At 37.6% G+C, this 26,983-nt stretch carries 32 protein-coding genes and 1 other annotated feature; of the genes, 6 read left to right on the forward strand and 26 right to left on the reverse strand.

The genetic code is table 11. From position 1 onward, the window contains the following. Positions 1-20: 20 nt before the first annotated feature. The 4 genes from metG to rsgA all read right to left on the reverse strand — a co-directional run bounded on the left by metG (position 21) and on the right by rsgA (position 4,239). The gene (gene metG / locus NYE73_RS22600) at positions 21-1,655 is read right to left on the reverse strand and encodes a methionine--tRNA ligase (RefSeq protein ID WP_048394115.1); all 1,635 of its coding nucleotides are present in this window, start codon (positions 1,653-1,655) and stop codon (positions 21-23) included. Positions 1,656-1,712: 57 nt separating this feature from the next. Beyond that, positions 1,713-1,974 (reverse strand) — a binding site (T-box leader). Between the two features lie 88 nt (positions 1,975-2,062). After that, a complete protein-coding gene (locus NYE73_RS22605; RefSeq protein WP_054549646.1) occupies positions 2,063-2,710 on the reverse strand; it encodes an HAD hydrolase-like protein in 648 nt (215 codons plus the stop codon). A gap of 15 nt (positions 2,711-2,725) precedes the next feature. After that, positions 2,726-3,151 (reverse strand): FosM family fosfomycin resistance protein, encoded by a 426-nt coding sequence (fosM, locus tag NYE73_RS22610; protein ID WP_054549647.1) that lies wholly within the window; start codon positions 3,149-3,151, stop codon positions 2,726-2,728. Positions 3,152-3,168: 17 nt separating this feature from the next. After that, positions 3,169-4,239, reverse strand: a complete 1,071-nt coding sequence (gene rsgA, locus NYE73_RS22615) for a ribosome small subunit-dependent GTPase A (protein WP_103118927.1) — start codon at positions 4,237-4,239, stop codon at positions 3,169-3,171. Positions 4,240-4,631: 392 nt separating this feature from the next. Here rsgA and NYE73_RS22620 point away from each other — a divergent pair, with 392 nt between their 5' ends. Further along, entirely contained in the window at positions 4,632-5,714 is a 1,083-nt protein-coding gene (locus NYE73_RS22620) for a type III polyketide synthase (RefSeq protein ID WP_054549649.1), read from the forward strand. A gap of 1 nt (position 5,715) precedes the next feature. Further along, positions 5,716-6,258, forward strand: a complete 543-nt coding sequence (locus NYE73_RS22625; RefSeq protein ID WP_036079526.1) for an isoprenylcysteine carboxyl methyltransferase family protein — start codon at positions 5,716-5,718, stop codon at positions 6,256-6,258. A 20-nt stretch (positions 6,259-6,278) separates the two neighbouring features. Here the strand turns inward: NYE73_RS22625 and NYE73_RS22630 are convergent, their stop codons facing one another. Beyond that, on the reverse strand, positions 6,279-7,472 hold the full coding sequence (locus NYE73_RS22630) for a GTP-binding protein (RefSeq protein WP_054549650.1): 1,194 nt from the start codon (positions 7,470-7,472) through the stop codon (positions 6,279-6,281). 169 nt (positions 7,473-7,641) lie between these two features. Here NYE73_RS22630 and rpmG point away from each other — a divergent pair, with 169 nt between their 5' ends. Further along, positions 7,642-7,791, forward strand: a complete 150-nt coding sequence (rpmG, locus tag NYE73_RS22635; RefSeq protein WP_004231780.1) for a 50S ribosomal protein L33 — start codon at positions 7,642-7,644, stop codon at positions 7,789-7,791. Positions 7,792-8,002: 211 nt separating this feature from the next. Here the strand turns inward: rpmG and NYE73_RS22640 are convergent, their stop codons facing one another. From NYE73_RS22640 to NYE73_RS22655, 4 genes are all read right to left on the reverse strand, one after another. Continuing rightward, positions 8,003-8,737: a hypothetical protein gene (locus NYE73_RS22640; RefSeq protein WP_054549651.1), complete on the reverse strand. Its 735-nt coding sequence runs from the start codon at positions 8,735-8,737 to the stop codon at positions 8,003-8,005. A gap of 11 nt (positions 8,738-8,748) precedes the next feature. Then, the gene (locus NYE73_RS22645) at positions 8,749-9,030 is read right to left on the reverse strand and encodes a hypothetical protein (RefSeq protein WP_048394106.1); all 282 of its coding nucleotides are present in this window, start codon (positions 9,028-9,030) and stop codon (positions 8,749-8,751) included. Beyond that, positions 9,023-9,595 carry a hypothetical protein gene (locus NYE73_RS22650; RefSeq protein WP_048394104.1) on the reverse strand — a complete coding sequence of 191 codons (573 nt, stop codon included), beginning with the start codon at positions 9,593-9,595 and terminating at the stop codon, positions 9,023-9,025. The genes NYE73_RS22645 and NYE73_RS22650 overlap by 8 nt, the downstream gene beginning before the upstream one ends. Before the next feature lie 84 nt (positions 9,596-9,679). Next, positions 9,680-10,330, reverse strand: a complete 651-nt coding sequence (locus NYE73_RS22655; RefSeq protein ID WP_004231775.1) for a hypothetical protein — start codon at positions 10,328-10,330, stop codon at positions 9,680-9,682. Between the two features lie 235 nt (positions 10,331-10,565). Between NYE73_RS22655 and NYE73_RS22660 the strand changes: the two genes are divergently transcribed. Beyond that, complete coding sequence (locus NYE73_RS22660) at positions 10,566-11,753, forward strand: hypothetical protein (RefSeq protein WP_259950530.1); 1,188 nt, start codon at positions 10,566-10,568, stop codon at positions 11,751-11,753. Positions 11,754-11,916: 163 nt separating this feature from the next. After that, positions 11,917-12,534 (forward strand): exosporium glycoprotein BclB-related protein, encoded by a 618-nt coding sequence (locus NYE73_RS22665; protein WP_054549653.1) that lies wholly within the window; start codon positions 11,917-11,919, stop codon positions 12,532-12,534. A 79-nt stretch (positions 12,535-12,613) separates the two neighbouring features. On the opposite strand, the gene NYE73_RS22670 is transcribed toward NYE73_RS22665, so the two are convergent. From NYE73_RS22670 to NYE73_RS22735, 14 genes are all read right to left on the reverse strand, one after another. Further along, complete coding sequence (locus NYE73_RS22670; RefSeq protein WP_048394098.1) at positions 12,614-13,126, reverse strand: YfiT family bacillithiol transferase; 513 nt, start codon at positions 13,124-13,126, stop codon at positions 12,614-12,616. A 266-nt stretch (positions 13,127-13,392) separates the two neighbouring features. Next, positions 13,393-13,872: a DUF4871 domain-containing protein gene (locus NYE73_RS22675; protein ID WP_259950526.1), complete on the reverse strand. Its 480-nt coding sequence runs from the start codon at positions 13,870-13,872 to the stop codon at positions 13,393-13,395. Positions 13,873-13,944: 72 nt separating this feature from the next. Beyond that, positions 13,945-14,589, reverse strand: coding sequence for an aspartate/glutamate racemase family protein (locus tag NYE73_RS22680; RefSeq protein WP_259950525.1), 645 nt, complete (start codon positions 14,587-14,589; stop codon positions 13,945-13,947). Next, positions 14,586-15,074: a GNAT family N-acetyltransferase gene (locus tag NYE73_RS22685; protein WP_259950523.1), complete on the reverse strand. Its 489-nt coding sequence runs from the start codon at positions 15,072-15,074 to the stop codon at positions 14,586-14,588. The genes NYE73_RS22680 and NYE73_RS22685 overlap by 4 nt, the downstream gene beginning before the upstream one ends. 82 nt (positions 15,075-15,156) lie before the next feature. After that, positions 15,157-16,728 (reverse strand): BCCT family transporter, encoded by a 1,572-nt coding sequence (locus NYE73_RS22690; RefSeq protein WP_066037974.1) that lies wholly within the window; start codon positions 16,726-16,728, stop codon positions 15,157-15,159. Between the two features lie 119 nt (positions 16,729-16,847). Continuing rightward, complete coding sequence (locus NYE73_RS22695) at positions 16,848-17,618, reverse strand: alpha/beta hydrolase (protein ID WP_112116804.1); 771 nt, start codon at positions 17,616-17,618, stop codon at positions 16,848-16,850. Further along, positions 17,618-18,397, reverse strand: coding sequence for an ABC transporter ATP-binding protein (locus tag NYE73_RS22700; RefSeq protein ID WP_259950604.1), 780 nt, complete (start codon positions 18,395-18,397; stop codon positions 17,618-17,620). Before NYE73_RS22700 ends, NYE73_RS22695 begins: the two co-directional genes overlap by 1 nt. A gap of 29 nt (positions 18,398-18,426) precedes the next feature. Continuing rightward, positions 18,427-19,422, reverse strand: coding sequence for a FecCD family ABC transporter permease (locus NYE73_RS22705; protein WP_016993066.1), 996 nt, complete (start codon positions 19,420-19,422; stop codon positions 18,427-18,429). Between the two features lie 28 nt (positions 19,423-19,450). Continuing rightward, a complete protein-coding gene (locus NYE73_RS22710; protein WP_009370610.1) occupies positions 19,451-20,458 on the reverse strand; it encodes a FecCD family ABC transporter permease in 1,008 nt (335 codons plus the stop codon). 155 nt (positions 20,459-20,613) lie between these two features. Beyond that, positions 20,614-21,597, reverse strand: coding sequence for an ABC transporter substrate-binding protein (locus NYE73_RS22715; RefSeq protein WP_048394087.1), 984 nt, complete (start codon positions 21,595-21,597; stop codon positions 20,614-20,616). Between the two features lie 204 nt (positions 21,598-21,801). Next, the gene (locus NYE73_RS22720) at positions 21,802-22,224 is read right to left on the reverse strand and encodes a helix-turn-helix domain-containing protein (protein ID WP_259955554.1); all 423 of its coding nucleotides are present in this window, start codon (positions 22,222-22,224) and stop codon (positions 21,802-21,804) included. Positions 22,225-22,374: 150 nt separating this feature from the next. Then, the gene (locus tag NYE73_RS22725) at positions 22,375-22,632 is read right to left on the reverse strand and encodes a hypothetical protein (RefSeq protein WP_259950519.1); all 258 of its coding nucleotides are present in this window, start codon (positions 22,630-22,632) and stop codon (positions 22,375-22,377) included. Positions 22,633-22,642: 10 nt separating this feature from the next. Next, on the reverse strand, positions 22,643-23,107 hold the full coding sequence (locus NYE73_RS22730) for a DinB family protein (protein ID WP_259950518.1): 465 nt from the start codon (positions 23,105-23,107) through the stop codon (positions 22,643-22,645). Between the two features lie 21 nt (positions 23,108-23,128). Beyond that, on the reverse strand, positions 23,129-23,698 hold the full coding sequence (locus NYE73_RS22735) for a nucleotidyltransferase family protein (protein ID WP_259950517.1): 570 nt from the start codon (positions 23,696-23,698) through the stop codon (positions 23,129-23,131). Between the two features lie 112 nt (positions 23,699-23,810). Between NYE73_RS22735 and NYE73_RS22740 the strand changes: the two genes are divergently transcribed. Further along, the gene (locus NYE73_RS22740; protein ID WP_259950516.1) at positions 23,811-24,605 is read left to right on the forward strand and encodes a sulfite exporter TauE/SafE family protein; all 795 of its coding nucleotides are present in this window, start codon (positions 23,811-23,813) and stop codon (positions 24,603-24,605) included. Here the strand turns inward: NYE73_RS22740 and NYE73_RS22745 are convergent. The 3 genes from NYE73_RS22745 to NYE73_RS22755 are packed head-to-tail and all read right to left on the reverse strand — an operon-like array spanning position 24,602 to position 26,870. After that, a complete protein-coding gene (locus NYE73_RS22745) occupies positions 24,602-24,967 on the reverse strand; it encodes a YybH family protein (protein ID WP_066037968.1) in 366 nt (121 codons plus the stop codon). The genes NYE73_RS22740 and NYE73_RS22745 overlap by 4 nt on opposite strands. Before the next feature lie 54 nt (positions 24,968-25,021). Beyond that, on the reverse strand, positions 25,022-25,915 hold the full coding sequence (locus NYE73_RS22750; protein ID WP_259950514.1) for a DMT family transporter: 894 nt from the start codon (positions 25,913-25,915) through the stop codon (positions 25,022-25,024). Positions 25,916-25,919: 4 nt separating this feature from the next. Beyond that, positions 25,920-26,870: a proline dehydrogenase family protein gene (locus tag NYE73_RS22755; protein ID WP_259950513.1), complete on the reverse strand. Its 951-nt coding sequence runs from the start codon at positions 26,868-26,870 to the stop codon at positions 25,920-25,922. Between the last annotated feature and the right edge of the window lie 113 nt (positions 26,871-26,983).

The raw sequence follows: 26,983 nt of genomic DNA on the forward strand, positions 1-26,983 counted from the left end.
GCCATACTGCTTTTTCAATCCTAGTGACTATCCCTAACTAGTTTTTGATATTCCTCATCGATTCGTTCGATATCAAGACGTTCAAATAATGGTGTCACCTCTCGAATGACTTTAGGGAGATCTACTTGCTCATGCCACATCATTTCATTTATACCTAACATATTTCTTACTTTCTTTGCTGAAAACGGTAAGAAAGGATGCAGCAGCTGTCCTAAATTCGCAATGATATAGACGCAAGTTGCTAATGTACGATTACCTGCCTCTACGTTTTCTTTTACCTGCAGCCATGGCTGTTGTTCATCAAAATAACGATTAGCACCGCGAATATACTCAAAAATCGATTCTAACGCCTGTTTGAAATGACCACCTTCGATAAGAACACCCGCTTCATTAAACAATTGTACGGTTTGTTTTCGAATGTCGCTATCCACCTCCGCTTGTGGCACCTGACAAGCAAATGATTTCTCAATAAACTTCAATGTACGGTTTACAAAATTGCCATAGGCTCCGAGTAGTTCGCCATTATGGCTATAAATAAATTCCCGCCATGAAAAATCAGTATCACGATTTTCTGGCGCATTCATCGTTAAGAAGTAACGAATAGAGTCCGCATCATAACGGCTTAAAATATAAGGAACCCATACAGCCCAATTCTGACTAGTAGATAATTTGCGTTTTTCTAATGTTAAATACTCATTAGATACGATATGGGTAGGTAATGCCTTGGATCCAATTCCCATTAAAATGGCTGGCCAAATAACTGTATGGAATGGAATATTATCCTTCCCATGTACATAGTATGAAATGGTCTCTTCATTCCATAAATCTTCAATAGCTATTTGATGTTCTTTTGCCCATTCTAAGCTTGCTGTTAAGTACCCTGCTACAGCTTCAATCCATACATATATTTTTTTCCCTTCAAAACCTGGCACTGGAACATCTATGCCATTCGGTAAATCTCTTGTTACTGCTCGGTCGGGAACTCCCTCTGCCAAGTATCGCTCCGTTAACCCTAAAGCATTGTCACGCCAACGTTTCTCGACTTTTGCTTGTGCTAAATAAGACTCCAACCTTCCTTGAAATTGACTAAAGGTAAAATAAAAGTGCTCAGTTTCCCGAATAACAGGTTCGTTCCCACAAATTTTGCAGCGCTTATCAATTAAGTCCAATGGGTCTAAAATTTCTGAGCAGTTATCACATTGATCTCCCCTTGCTTTCGCTCCACAATTTGGACAAAGACCTTCGACAAATCGATCTGGTAGAAATTGATTATCCGTCTCACAGTAAGCCTGTTCAATTTTCTTTTTGTATAAGAAATTATTAGCCAGTAGCTGTAAGAAAAGGGCCTTAACGGATTCATGGTGGTGCTCCGCATCCGTTCTTGTGTACAAATCATAGGTAAATCCTAAATCATGAAAGCATCTTGTAAACTCATCATGATAGTGATTAGCTATAGCCTCTGTCGTTGTATTCTCTTGTGCGGCCCGTATAGAAATGGGTGTACCATTACAATCACTGCCTGATACATATAAAACCTGCTCGCCTTTTTGTCGGTAATATCTAGCCAAAATATCACCTGGTAATAATGCGGCAACATGCCCTAAATGCAAAGAGCCATTTGCATACGGCCAAGCGCCTCCAATAACAATCGTCATTCTAAATTGCTCCCCTCACAGAAAAAATGGTAAAAAAAAATCGCCCTAATCAAATCTGATTAGGACGAGTATACCCGTGTTACCACCTATATTTACAAATAGCTCACACTATTTGCCTCTATCAGTACGTCTTCATTCAAAAAGAGAGATACTGCCGCTGTTGTAACGAGTGCCCATCTCGTCGTAATCTACTGGCTAAAAAGCTTTCGGTACGAAGCTCAAAGGTCATTTTCAAAAGGGTTCACTTACCTCATTTCCACCAACAGAGGCTCTCTACAAAATGCTAATCCAATTTACTTTTCCTTCTCAATGCTTTTTCTATAGGATTGGCATTATTTTACGCCTTCTTGTGAGGAAATGCAATGTTTGTCTCTAAATCATCCCTTATTTTGATACACTTTCTTAAGTTAATCTAATGTAACCTTTACCAATGCAGTTAAATCATCAATTACTATATCTGCTTTTTCTAACTCCTTGTCTTGTGCAAAGTCAAAGCGAACACCTATTGATAGTAATTGATTGTCCTGTGCAGCTTGGATATCCGAAGAACGATCTCCTACCACTGCTCCATAATCAATTTTATTTTCATCTACAACTCTTTTGACCAGATCCGATTTATGCCCACTTGCAATTGCTTGAATGCTATAGATTCCCTTTATAAAACGCTCCAACTGATAGGTTTCGACGATTGCTTGTAAATAGTCAACCTGTCCATTACTCGCTATGTATAACGGATAATTCTCTGACAATGTTGCAAGGGTTTGTTCAGCGTTTGGATACAAAGCACCTTTATGTCCACGTATTTGCTCAATCAGCTTTACATGGAATAATACATTGCTCTCTTCTCGTATCTCTAAAGCATGCATAGGACATAATGTTTCCCACACAACAGGTAAAGGAACCCCCATTATTTCTCTATATTTTTCTATAGGTGTTTCCCCCTGCCACAAGCCGTTTGTCCGCAGCACATCAAATGTTGCATCGAGAGCAGGCTCTAAAATAAGATTGGTTTGAAATAATGTTCCATCCATATCAAAAATAAACGCTTTATTCATAAAATCTCTCCTTAATTAGTTATCAAAAAACGCCATATGCTGCTTTTCTTGCTTATAATAATCCAAACGATCCTGCAAAGTTCCTGTATGAAATTCAAATTTATGACCATCAGGATCTGTAAAGTAAATTGATTTTTTATCCTTTTCATCTCTTTGCCGACCTGCTAAAATATTGACCTTTAGCTGCACCAATCTGTCATACACCTTATCAAAGTCATCCTCAGCGATTGTGAAGGCAATGTGTGTATAGGAATGATGGATGTCATTACGGGGTATATCCTTTTCTACATTCAGAGCTAGCCACAGTCCATTTACATCAAAATAGGCTGTGCTGTTCCCCTTTACTAGCAACTTGGCATCGAATACTTTTTCATAAAAAGTGATGGATTCCTCTAAATTAGAAACTGAAAACAATAAATGATTGATGTTTTGAATTGTCATGGTTGTGCTCCTATTGATTATTTCTTCCCCTTTTTCATTCCCTTGGCTATTTGCTTCCACTTGCGCTGCTCCTCAAGTTTTGCTTGCGTATTTGTTTTGCGCTCCATATAAGCCAATTCTCTTTGCAGCTTAAAATAGCTTTGTAGGCGATATTGGTCCAAGTCCCCATCTACTATAGCTTGCTGGACAGCACAATAAGGCTCTTTTTGATGTGTACAATCACGATAACGACAAGCTGTTGCTAGTTCCTCAATATCTTGAAAGCTAGAAGCTAAACTATCCCCTTGATCCCACAATTGAAGCTCACGCATCCCTGGCGTATCAATTAGACAGCCACCAGCAGGCAATACTACTAGCTCTCGATGGGTTGTTGTATGTCGTCCCTTGGCATCATCCTCACGTATACCCGCTACTTTCATCAGTATCTCACCACATAAAGCATTTGTTAATGTGGATTTCCCTGCTCCAGAAGACCCCAATAGTGCCCCCGTGACCCCCTCTGTGAATAGCGTCTGAATTTCCATTAGACCTTCGCCCGATAGAGCACTCGTTACAAAGATATCCACACCAAAGGCTACAGACTCCACTTCTTGTACTAAGCTCGAAACATCTTCGCATAAATCAGCTTTTGTCAGGACAATAATGGGCTTTGCCCCTGAATCCCAAGCAGCCACTAAATATCTCTCCAAACGTCGAATATTAAAATCTGCGTTCAAGCTCATAACAAGTAACACAATATCGACATTTGATGCGACAATCTGTTCTTGAATTTCCGTTCCTGCAACTTTACGTGAAAATACAGATTTTCGTTGGAATAGCTGATGAATAATTGCTCGTGCCTCTCCGGGCATTTTCTCCACTAGCACCCAATCACCAACTGCTGGATAGTCCTCCCTCGCTAAAGATGTATACGCATAATGACCAGCAATTGTCGCAAGCCATTCTCCCTCTTCAGCTAACACCCGATAAGAATGCTTATGCTCTAAAGTAACCCTTGCAGGCACACAATTTTTTAATTTAGCCTGTTTTTTCATTTCTATCATTTGCTCTTCAAAATATGTTGTAAAACCTAATGTTGTTAAATTCAATTTATTTTCCTCCTAAACGTATGATGCCTCAGCGAAAATAGTTGTCATCCGCAAGAGGCCCTATCGCAATTCACCTTTTGGAACTACAATAAAAAACCTTGTAGCTGCAATTCGGCAGTTACAAGGTTTCACAGGCACGTTTAAAAGATACACAAATACCCCGAGTTATGGCACGGCGTCACTTTGTATATTTTAGGCGTGTGAAATTGAACAAACCGGATTGCAGTTCGCTAATTACAGATCTATTCATCATGTCACATCACCTACTTTCCATTTAGTTGTTATCAATATAGCTAAATTTTCAGAAATTGTCAATTACAATATTATAAGCATTTATTCCAATCATCCACGCATACAATGAACAAAACCATTAAATGCGAGGAGATGTTGGATTGCCTAAAATCATTTCAATTAGCACATATCAACCACCTTACACATTACAGCAAGATAACGCAGAGGAACTAACGAAAGAGCTTTTTTATGCAAAAATTCCAAAACTAGAGCGCTACTTAAAGGTTTTTGAAAATGGTGGCATCAACACACGCCATTTTTGTGTGCCAGCTGAATGGCATCGTACGAATCACTCCTTTGAAGAACGTAATAATTTATATATTGAGTTAGCTACACAATACAGTGTAAGTGTCATTCAAGCATGTTTAGCTAATACAGCTTTTTTATCCTCACCTATTCCTACTGAGGACATCGATGCCATCATTTTTGTTAGCAGTACAGGAATTTCAACACCTAGCATTGACGCACGTGTTATGAACAAGCTTCCCTTTTCAGATCGACTTAAACGCATTCCTCTATGGGGTCTTGGTTGTGCAGGAGGAGCCGCTGGTATAAGCAGAGCCTATGATTTTTGTAAAGCCCATCCACATGCAAAGGTACTTGTCGTTTGTGTCGAGTTATGTAGCCTCACTTTTCAGCCAAATGATTTTTCTAAAAGTAATTTAATTGGTGCTTCTCTTTTTGCCGATGGTGCAGCATGCATACTTGTTTGTGGGGATGAAGTAGCTATCGCAACAAAAAGGCCAACCCCTAATATTCTAGCTACAGGTTCTAAATGGATGCCAGATTCGGAAAATGTAATGGGTTGGGATGTGAAAAACAACGGGCTTCATGTCGTTTTCCAAAAAAGTATTCCTTCTATTATTACCAATTGGCTCGGACCTTTCATTGAGCAATTTTTAATGGAACAAGGACTGTACAGCGAACAATTGACTCATTTTATTGCGCATCCTGGAGGAAAAAAGGTATTAAAAGCTTACGAAGATACACTTTATCTATCTCCCCAAAAAACCGACATTTCTCGGGAAATATTGAGACGACATGGTAATATGTCATCACCGACAGTGCTATACGTATTAGAGCAGTTTATGTTAAATGAAGGACAAGTGGAGGATACAGGCTTGCTCGTAGCTCTTGGCCCTGGTTTTTGTGCAGAAGCTGTATTATTAAACTGGAGGGAGTAACATGATCTTCTATTTTATTTTTATCCTTGTCGTTCTACAAAGATTGACAGAAGTTGTGATTGCCAAGCGCAATGAGAAATGGATGCTTTCACAAGGAGCCTATGAAGTAGGTGCTTCACACTACCCCTATATGGTAGCCATGCATATTAGCTTTTTTCTGTTTTTAATAGTGGAAATCGTCACAAACAACAATGGTATCTCGCCCTTATTTCCGTTATTTTTTATATTATTTTTAGCAGTGCAGGCTTTGCGGATCTGGTGTATTCGCTCTTTAGGCACTTTTTGGAATACAAAAATCCTCATTTTACCTGACGCACAAGTTGTTCGTAAAGGGCCATATGAATATATGCGCCACCCCAATTATGCGGTAGTTTGTTTAGAAATCCTTTTGCTACCACTCATGTTTCAGGCTTACTTTACAGCATTTTGTTTTACATTACTCAATATTACAATGCTTTCTGTCCGAATACCTATAGAAGAAAAAGCATTACGAGATGCTACTAATTATAATCGTGTATTTCAAAAGAAGATTTCGGAGTCTTAGCCGAAATCTTCTTTTCTTCTTTATTGCCATTCCCAGTTAAAGGGATCTTGTAGACGTTCCCAAGGGTTCCGAAACTCTTCATTTGTTAACAAACAGTTGTCCAACTGTTTAGTGATGTCTTCTCGATCTAGATCAATGCCAATAATCACAAGTTGTGTCATTCGATCTCCGAACTCTTCATCCCAATCTTCCAATACTTCAGGGCTTTGCTGGAATACATCCTGCTGCTGGGCTTGAGAAAGTGCCGCTACCCAATAAGAGACTGGTTCAATTTTTGCAGATGACCCCGCTTGCGATAATAATAGCGCAACTTCCTGATGTCTTGCACTCCAAATAATACCCTTCGCTCGTACTATTGAATCTGGCATGTGATCACACCACTCAACAAAGCGCATCGGATGAAACGGTCTTTTGCGTTTATAGGTAAAAGAAGAGATCCCGTACTCCTCAGTCTCTGGTGTATGGTTTTCATGACCAAGCTCCAACTCCTTTAACCAACCAGCCGATTCAGAGACACGTTCAAAGTCAAAGCGCCCCGTATTTAAAATTTCAACTGGATCAATAACACCATTTGTTGTACGTATAAGTTTTGCCTCAGGCTGTAATGCACGTAAAATACGTTCTAATCGCTCAAGCTCCTCTGAGGATACTAAATCGCACTTATTTAAAATAAGGACATCACAAAATTCAATTTGATCAATGAGAAGGTCTGCAACATCACGCTCATCTAATTCACCAACAGCTTCCTTCCGCTCCAATAAGCTTTCCCCAGACTGAAAATCATGCCAAAAACGATGGGCATCTACGACAGTAACCATTGTATCTAATCGACAAAACTTCGTTAAATCAATGCCAAGCTCCTCGTCTAAATAACTAAATGTTTGTGCAACTGGAATCGGCTCACTAATCCCTGTCGATTCAATCAAAATGTAATCAATATTGCCTAGCTTCGAAAGACGTTCCACCTCCTGCAATAGATCCTCTCGTAATGTACAGCAAATACAACCATTCGATAGCTCCACAAATTTCTCTTCTGTACGTGATATACCGCTACCATTTGCGATAAGCTCCGCATCAATATTAATTTCACTCATATCATTCACAATAACAGCGACACGTAAATCTTTTTTGTTTTGCAATACATGATTCATCATTGTTGTCTTACCAGAACCTAAATATCCACTCAATACTGTAACAGGAATTTTCTTTGTCATTCTTACAACTCCTTAAATCGTAATCATTACTATTTACAATTTGTAATTAAATCATATTACTTTGGAAAATGCAAAGCTTTTTATTACTAGTGAAATTAAACTTGACAATCTCCAGTGAGAAATATATTGTTTAAATCGTAATAATTACTATTTAAAAGGAGGTCCTTCAATGCGTGTACAAGTAACACTAGCCTGTACTGAAACAGGTGATAAAAATTATATTACTACTAAAAATAAACGCAATAATCCCGAAAGATTGGAGCTTAAAAAGTACTCCCCTCGCCTGAAGCGTGTAACCCTGCATAGAGAAACAAAATAATATTGGAATGGGGGGTCATGATGAGATCCTCATGAGCGGGTCTGACCTGTTTTAGAGCGGTGTCTTCTACTTTGTGAGCGGGGTTAACCTGCTTTGGAGCGCCTTCCTCTTCTTTGTGAGCGGTTGAACCTTCTTATAAGCTTTTTATGCAAATCAAAAAATGACTGTTTCAAAGGCATATCTTTGAAACAGTCATGATGAAATTTTATAGCTAAAGCTGCTCACTATTGATTTCTAACGCTAGTTCATTCAATTTCGCATCTAATTCATCGAGCATGCGTAATCTAAAATCTATTTGTTCGTCAATATTAACTCCTTGTTTCATTGATGTGCTACCATCCTTAGATTGTTTCTTTAATGCAACGATTTCATTGGATAATCTCTCAATATCTAGATTTTTCGTCTCTAACTCACTTAGTAAATGTCGATGAAGGTTGTCTGATTCTACTTTCTCTCTATGGTATTTTTCTAGTGTCTCTAAAATATTCTCCATTTGTTTACTTGCTATGGTTGTATAGTCACTTAACTTTTTATCTATGCCTTCCACAATAGACCTTTCATTTGAATCGATCGAAGCCTCCTTTGATGCTTGAAATTTGTCCATCAATGACTTTTTTTCAGCCCGCAATTCTGCCAATTCCTTTAATAATGCCTCAATGGATGCAATTTGCTTTTTTCTTTGCGCTTCTCTCTTCTGAATTTCTTCATCGTAAGCTTGCAATTCTTTATCAAAGTCTCTTTTCAACTTTAGGAGTTCCATCGAAAGTTCTTTTTTATGCCTTGTTAATTGAACATTTTCTCGTTCAAGTCGAAGAACCAAAGCATAATAATCACTATCTCTAAGTCTTTTTACTTCATTTTTGTACTTGGCTAACTCGGCCCTTAAAAAAATAATCATTTGTTGGAGCTGTATTGGATCATTGTTTTTCACAATATCATTGTCCATCATCACACCCCCTAGCCTGAATATCTTTTTAGTAAATCGACCACCTCTTCAAGCTGCTCTCTACTTTCCTCTAGTAAATCATCCAGCTGCTTCATCCATTTTTCTTCTAACTTTGAATTCTCTATTTGTTCAACATGACTCTTTTCGTCTGAAACAAGATAGGCTATTAATAGCTGTAATGTACTTTTTTCAAGAAAGGCAAAGCTATTATCTTGTTCATTACGACGACTTAGCTGTTCCTTTACTAATTGTTGAATTACACTACCAAACTCTTGTTTTTCGTTGTCACCCATTGTCTTCCTCCTGTGTTTGGCCCATTCCATTTAGATTAATTGGATTTAAAACAACAACACCTTCTGTGAGCTGATCGCAATATGTAAAACCCATAATCGTGCCTGAATATGATAAATTATGGGACCATTTTATTTGAAAATTGGTAAATGAAATGGTTTCATTCGGTTCGATTGTTGATTTACCAACTGGTCTCAGCCAATACTCCTCTTTGCTTGATTTGTCATTAAAACGCTCCCACTGACTCTGCCCCTGAGTTTTAAAATTCGGAGTGAAATTTTCATGAACATATCTCCCTGAAAAATAAAACGGTGACTCCTTGGGTATTGTTATACACAAAGATGGGTTCGTGACAGCTGCACTACCAATATTACGAATATGATAGGAGCCTAAACATAAACTCTCTTGCTCAGGATCATAAGAAATATTAAGTGCAGTTGTAAAATAACTAATGAGGTTAATCCTATTCGGAATTGCTAATTCCTCAACCAACCTTTTAATATCATGAACATAGGCATTTGTTTGTTCTTTTAGTGCCTGTATCTTGTCTTCAATACGATCTGCCACTTTAAACCTCCTTGTTATTTCCATTAAAAAAAGAGAGGATTACCCTCTCTTCATAGTATGACTTTCTTCTTTTTGTTATCACAATTAACCAACAGTTGGGAAAATAACTGGGCATTGTTGTGGACGAACCGCAGTTGGACATGAGAATGGTAAGTCTGCTCTTGGTTCGCAGAAAGTTGCTAAAAATTCCACAGTAACTGGGAATGTAGATTGAATACTTTGACAAACAGCAACAGTAATTGTCAACGCAGAGAACGTGATTGTACCTGCTGCAGCACCTGTTCCAACACTAAGTGTTCCAGTTGTACAAACGAAGCAATCTAAATCTGTGTATAAAATTTCAACGTCTGTTCCCTTAGGTGCACATAATGTCACTTGCTCACAGCGAGAAACTGGAATATTATTGCTTGTGAAAACAGTACCATTAGGTAAAGTAACGACAATTGTTAGAATGAAGTTCTTTTGAACATTTAGATGTTGCAGACAAACAGTTGATCCATCAATAGAGAATTGGCGATTCTCACGGTTCAGAATCACAATTGGATTTGTAGTTGCTGGAATTACTCGACAAGTAACAATAGCACCTGTTAAGTCAGTAGTTGCTGTAACACCTGGGAATGTAATTGGTCCAGTAGGTGAAATATCAAACGACATTTCTTTTACAATCCAGTCGTATACCTTATCAACATTTATACAGATTAGTTCCTGCGCCTGGGATGGCATATGCTCTTGCATCCTTTTGACACCTCCATAAAATTTTTATCTTTCGTTTGTAGCATATGTTTTTCAGCTATAAGTGCATGGGCTAACAAATAGTTACATTGGATATTTATTAAAATCAATCAAGATTTGTTTTCATACACTTCCCTCATTAACGATACGAATCAAAATGTTGAAAGAACCGTTATATTTGTAACAGAAAGTCAATATTTTTAATAAACTAATAATGGACTGAAAGGGGTGAACTACAATGGAAGAGTCAAAATTGTATACCACTCAAGAAATTGAAAATTTAAAGGAAAAAATTGAATCTTATAGAGAATCGTTAACCTCGTTAAAAATGGGGAAGTCAATTGAAGATTTCCTTTATATGAAGCAGGAGTTTGATGGACTAAAAACACAGATGGCCCATTTAGAAGGGATTACAGAGACATTGGATACTAAACAAAATTCATATATAAAAGGATACGACGATCAAATTAGGGTTCTTTCAACACAGCTTGAGTCTTTGAATCAAACCATTGAAGGAATGAACCAAGAGATTTTATCAATTTTAAATAAACTGTTGCCAGTTAAAGGAAATGATACAAAAACCATAATGCCCTCCATTGACATGCCTGCTCAAACCTATTCTAATCTTTTACCTAGACAACCTAGAATGACACAGACAGCAGATCAAACTACAATTACATCAGCACAACCTTCTTATAGACTACTACAAAGTGTGGCAGGTAAAGCCAAAAACCACCAACCAAATGTAAATATCGGGGGTCCCTCTCCTCAGAATGGTCTACCGGAAACTAAACCTGAAGAACGGCATTTTAATCAGCAATATTTCCAATCAATCAATACGCACCCCAGCCAAATATACAATGGTTTATACAGAAACACGACAGTTGAATCCACCTTCCATTTTAAAAATGCCATGGATGCAAAGGAAGTTCCAGTAAGTGTATATGATCCATCTGCCGTACAGCCTGCTTCAAGAAAAGAAAACATCGAGAATGATACTTTACAATCTTCTATAGTTAATGAATCAGATAGCACTAAAACTGAAACATTAAATAATCCTATGGAGGCTGTGAAAATTGAGAATGAACATAACAATCTTGAGAATCCCATTGTAACGAATGAATCGATAGAACAAGTTATCTTGGAGCAACTTAGCGAACCTGTTAGTCAAGACATTGAAGCAATAGCTAGTGAGCCTCTCAACCAAATCATTGCAGAAACAGTAGCAGAACCTTCAGCTATAGATCATTCTCCTTCATTGGAAACAGAAGAATATGTTGAAGTGTATCATGCTGATGCAACCTATGAGGTTCATCTGTCCTTTGAAGAAGAGATCATGCAACTTGAATCTGTAAACAAGCCGATTGAGGAAGACCATAAAAAGGGAAAAAACTCATTTTTCGATTTCTTTAAAAGATGGAGTTAACATTATCTTAAACATCCACTATGTCAAAACATACATAGTGGATGTCTTTATGTGTCAAATAAAAGCAGTCATTAAGAAATCATTGAATTTATAGGTGAAATAGATAATTGCCCTTAACCCCTAATCTGAAATGAATAGAATAATGAAGAAAGGGGGTGTAAAAATGTGTTTGAATAACTCAATGTGTGGCTGTTCAGGTAACGGTCATGGTAACGGGGAGTGTACTGCACTGGGACCTTTTGTTGCAATTGACGCTGCATGTATTACTCCACCAGTAGCTACTGGTTCTATTATCCCATTCTCATCAGGAATAACTCCTGTTGCTTTAGTGTCTCTTGCTACTGGTTTAGTTGGTACTGTAAGTCTTGTTGGATTTGGTACATCTGTTCCAGGAGTTGCTCTTGCTGGCGTTAATATCGATTTAACATCTAGTCTTGCTACTGAAGCATTTACGGTTCCACGTCCAGGTACAATTACATCTATTTCTGCTACAATCTCAGCAACTGCTGCTTTAACTCTAACTGGAACAGCGACTGTCAGAGCACAGATTTACCGCGCAGTTCAAGGAAGCAATGTATTCAGCCCTACTGCAGCATTTGTTGATTTATTACCAGCTTTACCACTAATAGCATTAGCAGTAGGTACGATTGCAAGTGGTAATGCAAACGTTTCAGTACCTGTAAGTACTGGTGATCGTTTACTAATGGTATTCTCTATGACTACTACAGGAGTTGCTGCTACACTTGCTGGTAACGCAAGTGCTGGTATTACTATCGTATAAAATAAACTTAAATAAAAAATGAAAACAAGTGATTTCCTTATTAGCAGAAATCACTTGTTTTTTCATAAAACATCCATATTTATTTAACCAAAGCATTCTGAATATGTGCCAAATGATGCTTACCATGCCATGCATAAAGGCCAATTGCATGCTCAAGAGTCGTCAGGCCTGAATCAGGATGATTAAAGGCTCTTTGTAATTGTTCATCCGATAAGCTTGACAGTAAATAAACCCAACGTTCATGTAAGCTTTCAATTAAATTAAAAGAAATTGCTACTGGCATTTCAGAATCTGGTAGCTGTGCCCATTCTGCCTCATTGTATGGCTTAATGGTTGGTACATCCTCTGTTAACGCTAGCTTAAAACGAATATAGCTATTCATATGACTATCAGCAATATGATGGACTAGCTGTGTCACTGTCCAGCCATTTTCACGATAAGATTTTACTAAGTCTTGCTCGCTTGCACCACTTAATGCCTCTGCAAGTTGTTTTGGTAACAAACGAATTTCATTAATCCACTCTAGTACTTGCTGTGAATTCATTTCTTTGGGAAATTGGAATTGTCCAATAGGATAACGTAAATCTTTCATATTGCTGACCTCCATTTTACTTTTTATCTTACCAATTTAATATTTTTCTTGCTACAACCATGCACTGTAATTATCTATGTTCAATAGCTTTTCGCATTTAAATTTCTGAATGGCGTCTTCAGCATCTTGTGCATTTCAGAAATATGAAAGCATTACACAATGCAAGCTTACATGCGCTCACCATACACCTCCTTTCCCAATACATATACAAACATCAAAAACCCTTATTTTATAAGTATAAATACTTACAAAATAAGGGTTTACTATTATTCCTGGATATCGTATATCAACGTATCAAAGTATTTTTCATTTGTATACAGTAGAATAGCCCATTCACCAGGCTTAGGAACTTTCACATGAGAAGGTGTATGAGCATCTGCTCCATTAACAGGTCCTCCGAGACCTATGCTCCAACCATTCACTAAAATCGGTTGTATGACTTTAGAGTCTCTATGGTATCCAATAACCGTTAATTCTGTATCTCGTACTTCATCTATTCCCCATAGATGCCACATCCATTTTTGTGTGCTTAAACTTGGCATATCTGCACCAATGACACCCGATTTATCAGCATTACCAATAATACCTCTTTCCCCAAATTCCTCTGCCTTTTGATTCCAATCAACTGATGCAATATCACTTTCTTTCACAAAATCAGGTAGATCCTCTGGCATTGTAACATTTGCTTTGTCTGTACAACCCACTAAAAATAATAGCAATATACATCCAAATACAACTCGTTTCATAACATCCCCCTTTCTTATGAAACGTTTGTTTTAACCAGATTGTTACAGATAATTCTGTAAATTATGAAACTATCATTTTATCGTACTCTTTACAATATCAACTAATGACTTTAATGGATGGAGAATTGTAATCGCCGTGTGATCTTCAAATCGTTGTGCTGCATCCACCATCGATAGCTGGGCAACCGATATGGATTTTTCTTCAGCTGACAAATTATGTAAAGCCCTTAAAATAGCATCATCATAGGCTTCCTTTTTCCCCTGCATAATGAGATTAAATGTATGCTCAATAATTTTTCCCTCTACATCTACTGATACTCCTTGATGCTTAGCATATTGGTGAAGTCTTGCCATCGTTCCTTTGACAGTTGCAGGATTTGTAAAAAGAATAAATTGAGGCTGTTGCTTACATATACTTTCAAAATAGGGCTCATCTATCTTTATGATAGGGATCAAGGGATCGAACAAAGTTTCATCCTCTAATAAAGCAATATAATTTGTACACGTTATTAAAATGGCATCCACATCACAGCTAATCATCCATTCAATTTGCTCCTTAACTTTACGTGCTAAACCATCACTACCTTTAGACACGTGCTGTATCACGCCAGGGTCTACAAAATGGAGTATCTCTATGTCTTCAGCGCTTTGAAAAGCCTGCTCAATGTATTGTATATTGGAATAATGAGCATGCAAGCAGGCGACCTTTTTTCTCAATTAAACTCCTCCTCATTGGAAAGTCTCTTTTCCATTGTTGCTATTACTAGAGAGTTACCATTACGATTCTTCACCATTTCCTCTTTCGTTACAACATAACCTAAAGAACGATATAACTCAATATTACGTGGAACACTCATACGTACTTTGCACTGACTAATTGTAATCCCCTTCGATAGTGTATATTGTTCAAGCCAAGAAATTAGTGTTTTAGCTAAACCTTGTCCCTGTCTTTCTGGGATAACTGAAAGTCTAAAAAAATAAATTCCCTTTGTACTGAGGGTAAACCTTACCATGGCAACTGGCTGTTTATTGATATAGCCAATAAACGCTTGTTCACTTTGCTGCATTGCCTGCTCAATAAAATCCACCGTTTCACTTAGTGCACTGGATGGTGGAGTAGCTTTTTCATATTCTTGAAACGCCTGTAGCATCACCTGATGTATAACTGGGGCATCCTTGCTCTGTGCTAAAACAATTTCCATCCTAAAGCACCTCTTATCGTTTTTTATTCATAATAGTGCATGTTAAAACAAAAAGAAACCGTATTATTTCGAATACGGCCTACTACTTAGTATGTTTATCTTTCACTTTTGCTTCCTTTTCAATATGCTTTCTCGCTATTTTCAAACGTTGGATATCCTTTTTCTTAAGAGGAATAATCTCTTCCTTCATCATCTTAATATAAGAAATCATTAATAAAAGTAACACCACTGTAAAGGGTAATGCAGCAATTAACGAGGCCGTTTGTAATGCTTCAAGACCTCCTGTATACAATAAAACACCTGAAATAGCTGCCATCAAAACACCCCATACAAACTTTGATAAAATGGTGGGATTTAAAGATCCTTTTGTCGTCATACTTGCCATAATAAAGGTGGCGGAATCAGCAGAGGTAATTAAAAATATTATGATTAAAAGTATTCCAATTGTGGATGCAATCATTGAAAGTGGTAAGTGTTCAAAAAGCTGGAAAAGAGCAACCGTTACATCATTATGAACAGATTGAGCGATTTGTGCATCTTGATGTAAATCAAACCACATCGCAGTTCCTCCAAAGGTCGCGATCCAAAAGCAGGCAATGAGGGGCGGAATAATTAATACACCTATAATAAATTCTCGTATAGTCCTGCCTTTGGATACACGAGCTATAAAGGAGCCTACAAATGGTGACCAAGCAATCGCCCATGCCCAGTAAAAGATTGTCCAATCCTTCACCCAAGTTCCCCCAACATATGGCTGCATCCTTAAACTATATTGAATAAAATTTGAAATATAATCACCAATAGCTAATGTAAAGGTTTCAAGTATAAAGATTGTTGGGCCTGTAATAAAAACAAATAAGAGTAAGACGATTGCTAAAGTCATATTGACATTACTCAGAATCTTCATCCCTTTTTGTAGACCTGTTGTGGCTGATAACATATAGCCAATAAACATGATAAGAATAATGGCCACTTGCAAGATAAATGTATCTGGCAAACCAAAGACAAATGTCAAACCTCCATTTGTTTGTAATACGCCTAGCCCTATAGACGTTGCTACCCCCATGACGGTAGCAATTACTGCGAGAATATCGATCGTTCCTTTAACGACTCGATTTGTTCCAGTGACAGGCTCTAAAGCAGTGGAGATGAGCATATTTCTTTTTTTATTGAATTGTACAAAGGCCATAACAAGGCCCAATATGGCATAAACAGACCACTGGCTTAATCCCCAATGAAAGAATGAATATCCCATCGCAAGTCGGGCTGCATCCGTTGATAGAGGCTTTGTGTCACTGAATGGAGGTGAAAAATAATGACTCATCGGCTCAGCTACACCCCAAAAGACCAGACCGACACCAAGTCCAGCTGAAAAGAGCATGGAAATCCATGTTAGAAAACTAAACTCAGGACGACCATCTTCTGATCCTAAACGAATAGTGCCATATTTGCTAATTGCCAGTCCGAATAAAAAAAGAACGATAATAAAGACTGACATTAAATAAAACCAGCCGAAATAATCCGTTGTCATATGAAATACGCTGTTTGCTACGTTCTTAAATTTTTCTGGTATCGTTGCTCCGATAATGACCAAAAGAAAAATTGCTCCACTTGAAATAAGAAATACTGGGTTTCTTAAAATTTTATTTTGCATACAGCGCCTCCATTTATCCCAGACAGATGACCAAATTTCCTTTATTATGCGTATCATTCGTTAATTTTATTAATAAATAAAAAAGAAACCGCATTATCAAAAGACAATGCGGTCTACTATTAATGTGATTTATGCATAAAACGTATGGCTCTACTCATAACAGTTGGTACGATCGAAGCATGATTTTCGTTTAAAGCCTCATAAAATTCAACATTCATTATTTTTTCTAATACTGTCGCCATTTGGCGCGCATCATCCACCATAAAGGTTTCAAGTTCACCAGCGCTCAAAAATAAAGTTTCGTTCATGTCTTGATGCTCGTTCAGAAATACTGAAGCACACTGCACTAATTCATGCTCATTCCACCAAATGGATGGGCTAATAGCTAGATAGCGCTGGAAGCTGGATTGGTGGTGAAATAGTTGCCACAGTGCAAAGTAACCTCCTAGGGAATGACCAAATAAAGCTTGCTGTGCTTGATTTACTGGATATTGTGCCTCAATCGTCGGCTTTAGCTCTTCTTCTATAAAGCGACTAAAATCCACTGCTCCTCCAAGCTTCTCATGACCTTTTCCTTTAAATCTTGCTGGATAAATATAAGACTCCGCAGGTGCTGTAAAATCATAAAATCTTCTTTCACGCATATCGTCGCCATGACCAATTCCAATAACAATAGCTGGAAGGATACCTGTTTTTGGTGCATTACGACTTTGTAGACGCACCGCTTCCTTTACGAGGTTAAAATAGGATGAGCCATCAAGTACATACAAAACTGGAAAGCCATCTTGTGGCGCTTCCTCCTCTGGCACATAGATATTAATCGTGTACAAATAATTTGTCAATTTTGAAGTCATATGTTGTGTAATGTAGTCTACTTTAGTTGTATTCATTAGATATCCTCCTTCAAAATTTCATAGCCATAACATACAGGTGTATTGGTTACAGGATCTTCCATAATGCGTGCATCAATATTAAATACTTTACGCATTACCTCAGCACTTAAAATTTCCTGTGGCGTGCCAGTTTGCATAATAGTACCCTTACGCATTGCAATAAGATGATCTGAATATCTGGCCGCGTGGTTAATATCATGTAGAACCATCACTACTGTACAGCTGTGGTGCTCATTTAAACTTTTAACAATGTCCAATACCTCTAGCTGATGCGCCATATCTAAATAAGTAGTAGGTTCATCCAATAGCAAGATATTTGTTTCTTGTGCTAAGGCCATAGCTAGCCAAACACGCTGACGCTGACCTCCTGAAAGCTGGGCAAGCTCCCTATTTCGATATTCCATCGTATTAGTAACTGTTAAAGCCCATTCAATCATTTCCTCATCCTTATTCGTTAAACGATTGACATTGTTGCGATGTGGATAGCGACCATACGCAATTAACTCCTCCACTTTCAATTGACCAGGAGCTATCGGTGTTTGAGATAATATTGCTAGTTTCTTGGCAATATCTTTGGTCGATAAATTTTGCATATTTTGCTCCTGCAAATATACCGTACCTTGTTGTATTTTTAAAATACGTCCTATCGTTTTAAGGAGTGTAGATTTACCACAACCATTTGGACCGATGATTGTAGTCACTTTGCCCTCTTCTATCGTTAAATTTAACCCTTCAAAGACACGTACCTGCTCATAACCAGAGGCCAGGTTTTCCATTCTAAATGCAGTTTGCACGCCATTTCCTCCTATGCCTTAGATTTCACCAGTAAATACAAGAAATATGGAATCCCAATAATTGAAACGACAATACCTACAGCCAGTTCCGATGGTGCAAAAACGGTTTTACCAATAAAATCAGCGAGGATTAACAGACCTGCACCAATTAAAGCACTCACTGGCATAACATAACGGTGCTGAATACCAACAAGCTGCTTGGCAATGTGTGGGGCCATTAAACCTATGAAGCCAATACTCCCTGATACAGACACACAAGCACTGACAAGACCTACACTGGCTAGTAACAGCTTCATTTTCTCCTTTTCAACAGCTATTCCTAAACTTGTGATGCTATCCTCTTCAAGCTGAAAATAATCGAGTAAATATGATTTTCTATGCACATATATTCCTAAAATCAAAAGCCAAGGTAGCATCGTAAGCGCAAAGATCCAATTCGCATTATAAATTGAACCTGCCATCCAAATAGCCGCTGATTCAAAATCTTGTGCACTCATTTTTAAGGATAGGAACAAGGACAAAGCTCCAAATCCACTATTGATAGCTATTCCAGTTAAGATTAATCGCTGCATATCCAGATGACCATTTTTTAAAGCAAATGAAAAAATCAGGATAGCTGCAATTGTTCCACCGATAAAACCGAATAGTGGCATCATTAAAATTGACATCCAGCTGTTCATATCTGCACTCACTAGCTTTACTTGAAAGAAGTACATGAATAGTACGACTGCTGCACCTGCTCCAGCATTAATCCCTAATATTCCTGGATCTGCTAGTCCATTGCGTGTAATCCCCTGTAATACAACTCCTGCCATACCTAAGCCAATACCGACAAGTCCAGCAATGACAATCCGAGGTAAACGGAATTCAAATATAACAAGATCAAACTTTGAATTTGACTCGATCCGCAGCAATGTTTTGATAACATCCATTACAGACATATCAAAAACACCATTTGTAATATGTAAATAGCTCGCAACTAAAATCATTAAAACAAGCATCAGCATGGTTAAAAAGAATACACTTGAGGTTTTTTTACGCACGTTTTTCACCTCCGTGCTTACGAACTAAATATAAGAAGAATGGTACACCGACCAATGCGGTTAAGACACCAATTGGCGTTTCAAATGGATAATTGACAACGCGGCTCAGGACATCACAAAGCGCTAAGAAAAAGGCTCCAATGACAGCTGCACAAGGAATTATATAGCGATAATCAACACCAACAAGGAAGCGTGTAATATGTGGTATGACTAACCCTACAAAGGCGATTTTCCCTACAAGGGCAACCGCTGTCCCTGTCAAACATACGACAGCTAGCATGCTAATAATACGTACTGCTTTTGTTTTCTGTCCTAGCCCCATGGCAATATCTTCACCTAATGAAGTAATGGTAATCGCTTTTGCCGATAATAAAGCCAAGATCAACCCAGTTAAACCAAATGGAATAGAAAGAATCAGCATATCCATATTTACCATATGTACCTTTGTGTTATACCAAGCACTTACTGTTTGTGATACTTGGAAATACATCGCAATAGCAGTAGCAATACTACTTAAAAATGTGCCAATGACCGTTCCAATTATGGCTAGCCTTACTGGAGATAAGCCATTGCGGATTAACGAGCCAAAACCAAAGACAATACCAGCTCCCAATGCAGAACCAAGCATCGATAATAAAATCATTTGATAGTTTGGTAGCCCTGGAAAAAAAACAATGGCTAATGTAATGACAAATGCAGAGCCATCATTGACACCCATTAATGAAGGCGAGGCTAAATAGTTTCGTGTAATCCCCTGCATGACTGCACCGGCAACTGCTAAAAATGCTCCAACTAGTAATACCGCGGCAACTCTTGGAATACGGCCTGTTCTTATAATTTGATGATCGACATCCGATGGATCAAATGCTGTCATCGACTGCCATACTGTAATGGCACTAATATCTTTTGTCCCATACATAACAGAAATAAGTGCCACAAGGGCAATAAGGAAAGGAGATATCGCTAATATTGAAAACGACACTATGTTTGTTTTTTTCAACTTTCACACCTTTTTCTTTATCCATTTTGCGGTACACAATATCAATTACTTAAGTGTATACCCTTAACAACTGCCTGCAATGAAAAATGCCACATCTTACAAAAGGCTGGTAATAGCCCGGTGATACCACCAAATCTACTACCAGCCTGTTTATACTATTTAAATAATTTTTCAGCTGCAGCATCTAAGAATTTCACCTTAGACCAAGCAGTACCACCTTGTGCTAATGGCTCAATTGTGTTGACGAAAACTTGATTATTTTGTGTTGCCTTTAAGCTAGTGAAAATTGGATTCTTTTGTAGTTCCTCTAAAGCTTTTGGCGTATCCTTATTCTCGGAATCCTCGAATTGCAGGAAAATCACATCTGGATTTACTTGTGCTAATGTTTCAAGTGATAGTTCCGCTTGCGCCTTAGCTGTTGTAACAACTTCTGGTACAGGTGCTCCTAAATCTTCATATAGAACAGGGTTTAAATAAACGCCTGCTGGATAGATGTACATCACTCCACCACGAACACGGATGATTAATACTTGCTTATCTGCTAATTGCTCCTTGGATTTTACTTGGGCATCAGCAACTTTGGCTTCATAGTCAGAGATGATTTTCTTTGCATCCTCTTCCTTCCCAGCTAATTGTGCAAGCAATGTTAAATTTTCTTTCCAATTTGTTGAAATATGTGAGTATGGAATCATTGTTTGAATTTTGTTGAGCTTTTCAGCCGTTTCTTCAGGGAATTTCGAAGTACCCACAATTACATCAGGATCCAGATTAAGAATGGCTTCTGCATTTGGCTCCATTTTATTTCCTACAAGTGTAGCTCCTTCAAAATCTGTTGCTAGATAGGCAGGAACTTTTCCACCTACTTCTAGAACACCTACTGGCTTAATACCAAGCATTGCCGCATCTTCCATTGATTCAAGACTGGCAGCGACAATGTTCTTTACTTCGGCTGGTAGCTCATATTGCTCGCCTAAGTACGTGATGGTCTGCGTTGATTTAGCTTGCTCTGTCTGTGATTCTGTTGCACTTGTTTCTGCTGTATTAGCTGTTGATGTTGATTCCTCTGCTTTGTCTGTTCCACATGCGGCCAGTGATAATGCTAATAGTGCTGGTGCACACATTTTAAAATATTTATTCATAGATATTCTCCCCTAACGAGCTCATATTGATAATGATAATCGTTTTCATATATAAGTCAATATATAATTGATACTCATTATCATTTACGGATACTATCCTAACAAAGTGAAAAAAGATTGTGAATGGACGATTTCGAAAATGACATGGATTTTTGCCGATTTAAGCAATAAAAAAACTGCTTCTTTTTTATAAGAAACAGTCAATTATACATATCTGGCTTCCTCTATTTTTAACTTGCGATAGGCTGAGGGAGATAAACCCGTACACTTTTTAAATACTCTGCTAAAATAAAAACAATCTACATATCCAACACATTCCGCAATTTCAGCTACAGGTATTCCACCATATTCTAGTAAGTCTTTCGCACGTCGTATACGGTATTCTGTTATATATGTACTTGGATTCATACCTGTATGCTGCTCAAATAAATAAGCAAAACGACGACGCTCAATGCCCAATTCCATCGAGATATTTGATACTGAGATTTGCTGTGCATAATTTTCATGTATATACTGTAATGCCTGTTCCATTAATTCGCTGGCACTATCTAAAACCTGCATTTTTGCCGCTACAAGAATATCTTCCAACAAATTCATAAATAATGTCTTAGACTTGAATACAGCCATATTACCAGGAAAGGAATAGCTTTCTACTAATTGCTGAACATGGCTAATAATTTGTGTGTTAAAGCCTGTATTGATTAGAAAATGTTGCTCGGCTAGTGGATATAGATTTATTTCTTCTGTAGGTAGGCTGTAATGAACAACTGCATACTCCTAACCTTTATGGCCAGTCGCTCTCACTTCTATCGGCATCTGGGGGCCAGCATGGGCAATCATTCCTGGCTCCATCATATAGGGGGTTCCATTAAAGCTAAAGATCGCACTCCCTGCAAGTGGCACTACTAAACCACACTTTTCTGGAGCTGTTGTTCTACCAGCATCTACTTCACCTGGCTCCATTTTTTTAGTAAAAACATCTGTAAATTTTACAGAAGCATGTGCAAAGTAATCAATTAAATACTTGATATCCATATGCTAACTCCTATACATGTATAACATTCTGAATCTGTGAAAAATGATGTAAATCATGATTGATTAATCCTACAAAATAGTCGATTATAGTCATTTCTGACTGCCCAATTTTAAATGACCGTTGCCATTGCTCATCTGTCCATTGCTGAATGTCCTGCAATAATTGACGCCTTGTGGAAATAAAATCATTCAATGTTTCCTCCATTGTTTGTTCACGGCTTTTCTTAGCTGCCATCGTATTCAAATGTGCTACATCTGGCCCTTTCGGCAGACGCTCATCTGTAAAGAGAAAAGGAATTCGGTAATTTTGCACAAACTTGTCCCATGGAGGAAGATGCCCAATTACCTCTGCAACCAACCATTTCCCAGGTTCAATGGGCATACGCCATTGTGCCTCAGATAACCCTCGTAAATTATCTATCCAATCTAAAGATTTTATATAGTGTTTAATGACATAGGTTTTATCTTGTTGCAATTGTTCCCCCTCTTTCTTTTTTTATTGAAGATGAATTTTCAATTCTGGCCAACATAAATGCCATTGTTTTTGCTGTATTCTTTGACGATAAATCGCATAGGCATACTTATTTTCTAGGTAAAACGATGTTGGCTCTACTATGCCTGCTCCTAAAAGATGAATACCGTACGGTGCTGCAATCTCTAGTACCCCATCTGATAATTTTACTCCAATTGCCGTTGGGATTTCTGGGAAATGAGAGATTCCATCAACAGCAGACTGATATGGTTTACTACCATTTAGGACATGCATTCGTGCTTGATTTTTCACGGACCAAGGCTCGTTTGGAGATAACATTCTCAGTTCTTGCTCATACTGCTTCTCTACTTCTTCTGCTAAATTTTCTTTATCAAAATATATCACATCAATATCAGCAATTGGTGTTCTTTCCTCCTTATTGTGAAGGTAATCCCATACCTTTGAGCGAATAATTCCTGCGCATATCCACCAATCTGGTAGTTGCAAGTTTTCTACTGTGGATAAAATGCTCATCACCCAGTCATCAGATGCAATTAAGTTCTTCAGCTCTTCCTCCGATTGAAGCAACCTCATTCTGTCAGCCTCCATTAATATAAATTAAATTTATAAATCACTAAAAATTATATATTAGATTTATACATTAACACCATTTACCCTAAAGCTAATAAAAGAAAGGGAGAAGCTTATGAATAAAATGATCATGCTGTTATTATTTGTACTACTTAGCTTAGTTGGACTTTTCTATACAAACATTTCTTTAACACTCATATGTATCGGAATGGTAGCTGCTTTTATTGGTACACTTGCGGGAGGTGGTGGACTAATTACACTTCCTGCCATGATGCTTGTCGGTATCCCTATTCAAACAAGTATTGCCACAAACAAATTTTCGACAGGCATTTCGTCTTTATCCAGTATTTTTTATCTACTCTATCAGAAGGAGCTACATCTCACATCTATCATCAAATATATAGCTCTTGCTATTGTTGGGGGGATTTGCGGCTCACTTTTAGCGGTTTCGCTGTCTGAGCAAACTATGAACTATATGGCCTGTGTACTACTTCTTTTGGCTTTAGTCGTAACTTTAAAAAATAAGGCATGGACGGAAGTTCCTGATTCGCTAGAACATCAAGCACCTCATTTTTGGCAACCATTTTTCATCGCTATGTATGATGGTGGTTTCGGCCCTGGCTCTTCGACATTTAGCATCTTACACTATCTACGTACTCATCATACTTACATAAAGGCTATACAGCTCACTCGAGTACTCCTCTTCGGGAGCTGTACAGGAGCATTTATTGTGTTTTATCACACTGGCTTTATTCAATGGCACTATGCAATTGCTATGGCAGTTGGCTCCATTATAGGCTCCCAATTAGGTCTTATAGTGCTCCCATACATTCCATTAAAAATAGCCAAAACACTACTAACATTGATTATTATATTGTTGCTTGTTCAAGTTACATTGAAAATAATTTAATGACCACTACTCAAATGCTCATGAATTACCTTCCATTGATCGTTAACTAATGTAAAAATATTAGTTGCTCTACCGCTACCTGATACAAATTTTTCGTTATGATAGCCTTCATAGTGATATGTATAAAGACAGGTAGCCGTCGTTTCATCAACGGTTAACCATTTTACATCAGTAGCTGAATAAACCTCTTCTTTAATGACATTCCATGCATGCTTGAAATAAGCCTCAATCTCCTCTGTTGTTGTGCATGTTTTATCAGAGAACCAATAAATTGCTTGTGGATGCAAAATAGCCTTTACTTGATTAAAATCATGGGTATTTGTTGCTTGGATATAATGTTCCAATGCTTGTTGATGTGTCATCTTCACCCCTCCTTTTTTCACAATATTATCCGATAATTAACTTTTTATAAATCACTAGTTCTCTATCCTTTTCTGCTTTGACAGTAAATAGATGGCAGCTATAATTAAGAAAAAACCACAGACCTGAAGATTAGTTATTTTTTCATCCAATAGAATAGAAGATAAAATCATACTACTAATTGGCAATAAGCTAGTAAGTACACCTGCCCAAGATGCTGAAATTACTGCAAGACCCTGTTGCATCAAAAGAAACGCTATGACGGTTACAACAATGCCGAAATACAATACTAATCCCCACTCTGCAGCTGATATTTCTTTAAATTCAAAATATCTGCTTTCAGCTACAGCAAATGGGAAAAATAATATGACGCCAAATAAGCTAACCATAGTTGAGACTGTAAGAGCACTCATACGATAAGAAATTAACTTACCAATGATGATAAATAAAGATTCACAGAATACTGCACCTAAAATGAATAGATTGCCTAATAATGAAGTTGAATAATGGTTAGTAGTAGAATGGTTAGCAATGTTCATAAGGATAGCTCCCACTACGGCAAGAAGTATGCTAATACCCATATTCCTCGTTAATTTCTCCTTCAAAATAAAATAGGATAGGAATGCCGTGCAGACTGGCAGAGTACCAGTAATAATACCAGCTTCCATAGCAGTCGTTTTTGAAAGACCATGGAGCATTAATAGATTAAATAAAAACACTCCTAATAACGCTTGTAAAAAAATCGCTACTAACTCTTTTCTGTTTAATGTTGAAAATCCCTCTATCTTTATCCACAAAGGAATCAAAATAATTGCAGCCACAAGAAATCTTAGTTCATTAGCTAAGAAAATTGGAAAACTTTGAACAACCAATTTGCCCGCAACAACTGAACTACCAACGATACTCATCGCCACAATAACTTTCCCACTACTCCAGATCCACCTATTCATTTTTCTATACTACTCGTTCCATGGATTCATTAATAATATCGGTTACTGCTAAATATAGGTTTTCAGGGTTTTCAGCAATTCGGTGGCAAAGATATAAGTACCACTCATTTCCATACGTTAAATATACTCTACAACGATAATCTTTCCTTCTTAATTCATTGAGTAATGTAGGGCGTACACCATAAAGCATCTCAACTTCAACATTTGAGTTATCAAGATATTGACGTCGCTCTATCTCTTGAATAAGCATTTCATCATGTGTAGCGATTGATAACAGATGATTCGCATTTACTAACTGATCAACATAATCAAGATAATGCTTGTTCAGTTCTTCTGATCTGATCATGGCTATATCGACAGACTCTTGAAAAGCCCCTTTAACAAGTCTTATTTTCCCTGGATATTGCATAAGTTCTTGTAAATCTAACTTTGTACGATAAAGATGCACTTGCAATGTAATTCCAACATTTGTATACTCCGTTGCTATTTTTTTGTAAAGAGTGATAATATCATTAGTCTTAGAGGATTCTTCCATACTTATCATCAAAGTTATTCCATACTGCTGAGCTTTTTGTGTAAGCTCTTCAAGATGCTTATAAGCTATCTCAGCATTAATAGAAAGACCTATATGAGATAAATCGAAAGATACTGTTTGCTTCAAAGATAAAATCCCCATTTCCTCAATTACTTGTAAAAGCTCATCCTTTGCTCTTTGACAATCCCTTAAATTGGTTGTATTTTCCCCAATATATTCAATGGAGATATTATAATTGTCATTAAGATAATTACGTGCAGCAGCGATGGCATCCTCTCTTTTTTCTCCTGTTACATACCTTTTTGCTGCTTTCCATAATAATGGGTAGAGCTCTGTTGATTGCTGCACCGCATATTTCAAGCGCTCGTCTCGTGCCGCGGCTTTTAAGGCCTGAATCACTAATTCTTCTGTTTTCTTCATATTTATTCCCCCTCTTCGGTATTGGTAAGTACTTTATCATGATAAAATTGGTAACTGTAGAACCACTTTAAAGTGATTTTAAAGGTACCACTTTCAAATCGGAGGTATGTAAA

The sequence above is a fragment of the Lysinibacillus sp. FSL K6-0102 genome, assembly GCF_038003545.1.
Classification (GTDB): domain Bacteria; phylum Bacillota; class Bacilli; order Bacillales_A; family Planococcaceae; genus Lysinibacillus; species Lysinibacillus capsici.